Source organism: Helicobacter sp. L8, assembly GCF_003660355.1.
GTDB classification, from domain to species: domain Bacteria; phylum Campylobacterota; class Campylobacteria; order Campylobacterales; family Helicobacteraceae; genus Helicobacter; species Helicobacter labacensis.
On sequence record NZ_QXQR01000038.1, the window covers coordinates 1 to 3598 of the forward strand.

Consider the following 3598-nt stretch of genomic DNA (forward strand, 5'->3'; position numbering starts at 1 on the left):
ATTTGTTACCCTAGTGCCATTCTTTATAACATGCATGGAGAGTTTGTAGGGTATCTGATGTCCCAAGCACAGGGAAAAACCTTGTTAAAAGAGTTCTTTTACAACCCCATTATCTAAACTCCCTTCCCCTCAACTCTCTAAAGGGCGCGTAACCCCCTAAAATAGGGACTACCCGCGCGCTAAGTAAGATGTACAAGGGTATCTTTCTAGGCGTGCGTTGGCGCACTCTGTACCATTGTTGCAACACTGATAAGCCAAAGAACTTTTAAGCTGGGCGTATTTTAGACATTTTCTAGTTAATTTGTCAAGTTTTTTAATGTGCGCCAAGTGCTTTAACTTTGTTTTGGGCTAGCTTAGCCTTAGCCTTGTGGTGTGCTAGAGCGCGCTTGTGTGTGTGTGCGCTTTTTCTTTTATGGCGTGTGTTCTTGTCTTGCCCTTGTCTTGCCCACACCTAGATTTTTAGAGAAAAAGGGGGGTGGGTTATGCCACAAAAGCCCCCTAAAAAACCCCTAGCCATAGGCTTTAAAAGCTTTAACCCTTTAATTTTGGCGCGCGTTTAGTTAAGATGAACCCCCTAAATTTTAAGGAGGTACAATGTCCAATGAAGTAAAGGGTTTTGAAGTGGTCTTGCAAAGGGATCACATTAGCCAAAAAGTTAGCAAAAATGGCAAAATAGAGGCGGGCACTCTGGGCTACTTGGTCGTCTATGATGAGGGGGGGGCTGAAGTGTTTAGCTGTTACACAATGGAAAACGCGGGCGCGCCTACCGATGAGAGTGGCAAAGATAAACCAATAGTAGCGCGCGCCTACAGCCTGCACTGGGCGGATAGCTCAGTGTGCGTGCCCGCTGATTATAAGGGCAAGGGGGCTAATGGGCGCAATAAAGCCCTATGGCTACACGATCCTAATAACCCCGCCTTTGCCAAAAGGCGGATTATGATCCACATTGGTAACGACGCTATAGACAGCTTGGGCTGTATTTTGCTAGGGAAACGCTATGACAAAAAACATGGCAAAATTTTAGAAAGCACAAAAGCCGTGCAAGAGTTTTACAACTTCTGTGAGATTCACGGGGTGGAAAACATCACTTTCACCATCCACGATCTAGAGGAGCTCTAAGATGGAGGCTAAAACTAAAGAAAATCTAAAAGCGGGGGTGGGTGTCTTTGTCGCCTTCGCTCTTGTGCTCTCTATCGCGCAAAATGTGCATTACTTCTTTAAGTATAACGCCTCTATCGCGACTATACTTGTTTTCACGGGCAAGATCGACCCCAACATAAAAAAGCAATTGGAGGAAGCCCTAGAAGTGCAAGAACACAAGGAAAAGCCTAGCCACACCTCCACAGAAGCCCTCTTAAGCGATCTCATCAAAGAAGCCCAAAAAAAAGGCGTGCCTAAACAAGTCCTTCTTTTAGAACTCAAAGAAAAGATAGAATGATGTCCCACATCGCGCATTTAGAAGAATACATAGAACTCTTGCCCGTGATTCTCATAGGCGTGCTTGCTGGGGGTTTGAGCTATTTTAACAGCCCGACTGAGACTTTCAAGCGCGCCCTAGTGGTGGTGCTCACTTCTAGTTTTATCTGCGTGTGCGTTTACTCTATGATGAGCGCAACTAACTTGCCCTATTTGGCAAAAGTGGGGCTAAGCGCTAGTGTGGGCTATTTTGGGGTAGACAAGGCGATAGAGGTGTTAAGAAACATTTTGAGCTTGAAAAAACCCTAATGGCTTATGTGTTGGTGTTTCTGGGCGTGGGCTTACTCTCAAGCCTGCTAAGCTTAAGCCACTTCATCCAAGAAAACGCCCTGCTAAAAGAACGCCTGCATCTAAGCCAAATCCACCTAGATACCCAAAACGCCCAAATAAAAGCCCTAGAGTTGGACACAAAAGCCTATAAAGAACAAAAATTAGCTCAAGAAAAAGCAATTAAAGAACGCTACAAAATTACCCAAACCGCCCAAATAAAAACCTGCCAAGAGAAATTAAACCACATAGAACGCCTTTTGAACATCTTTAAGGATCATCATTAGCCAAGCGCAATAGCTCTTCTGTAGTCATCTTAGAATAGTCATTCTCTGCGCTCTCTTGGATCACAACACTTTCCCTACCATACAGACTAATTTTCACATCGCTAAACATCTTTGCTACCTTTTCAGCCGCGGCTATGATCACGGGGTTACCCTTGGCATTCCCCAAATTATTGCGCACCATTTTTAAAAGCTCGTCTTTGGCGATAATGGCGGCTAGTAGGATGTTCTTGTTAATGAAGTGCAAATTCATCGCCTTTAACAAAAGTTCATCGCTAGAAGTCTCTAAAATGCATTCCATCACGATTGGGTCGGCTTTAATGTGCTTTAAATTCTCGCGCAACACATCTTTAATCTCCTCTTGCTTAGCCCCCAAAAAGGTATTTAGATTGTGTTGTGTAAGCTCGTCCCTTAGCACCTCTACTTGCACGCTTTGCACGGCTTGGTAGCGTTGCCATTTCTCTTTTTGGCTCCAATAGCAGATCGTGCGGTAGGGAATCTTAAAATGCGCGGCGACTTCTTTCAAGCTCACATCATGGGTTTCATAATACGCCCTTACTTGGGGCTTTTCCTTGCGCTCTAGCATAGCCCTAATGTAGCGCATTTTTTAGAGGGTAGCAAGGGTTAAGCCCACAAAAGGGTATAATGGGGGCGCAAGAGGCATATATGGTTATCTCTTAGGGCATTTGGAGTATGGGCTCAAGCCTTTAAGGGTTGGGGAGGTAGAGGGCGACCTCCTGAAAGGAGGTAGCCATATGCATAGACTGCTAATAATTCTAGCGTTGATCATTGCTCTAGCCCAGCAATTACGCTAATGCGAAGGTCTCCCCTCCATTGGGGGGGAACTCTTGCGCTAGGGTTATTTTGCCTCTTCACAGCTTATTAGTCAAGCAAAAGGCAAAGAATACTTAATCTCTGCAAAATCCCGCACACAGAGATAAAAAGCCCCTTGGTAAGTCTGTGGGCTATCAATGCGCTTAAAGTAGATGATCTCCCCGGGTTTTAGAGAATAGATAAAGCTAAAGCTCTTGCCCGCTTGAGTCTGTTTAAAAGTGTTTTGTAGGGGATTCCATACCCAGTCGTGTTTCCACCAACCAAGTTGATTGTTGTGTTGCGCATCAGTGGCGCTAATATGATGACTCCAGTCGTAGCCACGCTGTCGCATGGTTTCATTATGCGAAATTCTCTCCCGCCCATAAGTCCACTCTCGATACTCATCCCCCCCCCATATAAAATCCCACATCCCCCCGCTAGTGGCTAAATCCTGTTCGCTCCCCTTACCCCCTGTGATGATTCTATCAAACTCTAAAGTGCTGGTATAAATGCGCACACTCGCCCCCTGCTTGCCTAATTTATAGTGAAAAGCTCTGTTTTGCCCCTCTATTCCCCAATGTTCGCTAGTGTCCTCTCCGGCTACCCCAGTAAGGCACACTAAAAAGTCCATCGCCCTATTAGTGCTATTTCTATACTCCCACCCATTGCTCATGCCATCAATCAAAACGCCCATTATTTGCCTTTCAAGTAGTTAGAATACCCGATTTTATCCAAAGCCTTCAGCTCAATATCCCCCC

The 3598-nt window shown here is 45.3% G+C and carries 6 protein-coding genes; 4 read left to right on the forward strand and 2 right to left on the reverse strand.

Features of this window, described 5'->3' with window-relative positions; translation table 11 throughout:
- Positions 1-594 precede the first annotated feature (594 nt).
- From EAO37_RS08845 to EAO37_RS08860, 4 genes are read left to right on the forward strand one after another with little or no spacing between them, the layout of a single operon-like run.
- Complete coding sequence (locus EAO37_RS08845; protein ID WP_120953359.1) at positions 595-1119, forward strand: DUF5675 family protein; 525 nt, start codon at positions 595-597, stop codon at positions 1117-1119.
- 1 nt (position 1120) lies between these two features.
- Entirely contained in the window at positions 1121-1438 is a 318-nt protein-coding gene (locus EAO37_RS08850; RefSeq protein WP_120953362.1) for a hypothetical protein, read from the forward strand.
- Positions 1438-1725 carry a phage holin family protein gene (locus EAO37_RS08855; RefSeq protein WP_240451801.1) on the forward strand — a complete coding sequence of 96 codons (288 nt, stop codon included), beginning with the start codon at positions 1438-1440 and terminating at the stop codon, positions 1723-1725. Before EAO37_RS08850 ends, EAO37_RS08855 begins: the two co-directional genes overlap by 1 nt.
- Entirely contained in the window at positions 1725-2030 is a 306-nt protein-coding gene (locus EAO37_RS08860) for a hypothetical protein (RefSeq protein WP_120953367.1), read from the forward strand. The genes EAO37_RS08855 and EAO37_RS08860 overlap by 1 nt, the downstream gene beginning before the upstream one ends.
- Here EAO37_RS08860 and EAO37_RS08865 read toward each other — a convergent pair.
- Positions 2014-2613 carry a hypothetical protein gene (locus EAO37_RS08865; protein WP_240451802.1) on the reverse strand — a complete coding sequence of 200 codons (600 nt, stop codon included), beginning with the start codon at positions 2611-2613 and terminating at the stop codon, positions 2014-2016. The two genes, EAO37_RS08860 and EAO37_RS08865, sit on opposite strands and share 17 nt — an antisense overlap.
- Positions 2614-2913: 300 nt before the next feature.
- Positions 2914-3534 (reverse strand): hypothetical protein, encoded by a 621-nt coding sequence (locus tag EAO37_RS08870; RefSeq protein ID WP_120953370.1) that lies wholly within the window; start codon positions 3532-3534, stop codon positions 2914-2916.
- Positions 3535-3598 lie beyond the last annotated feature (64 nt).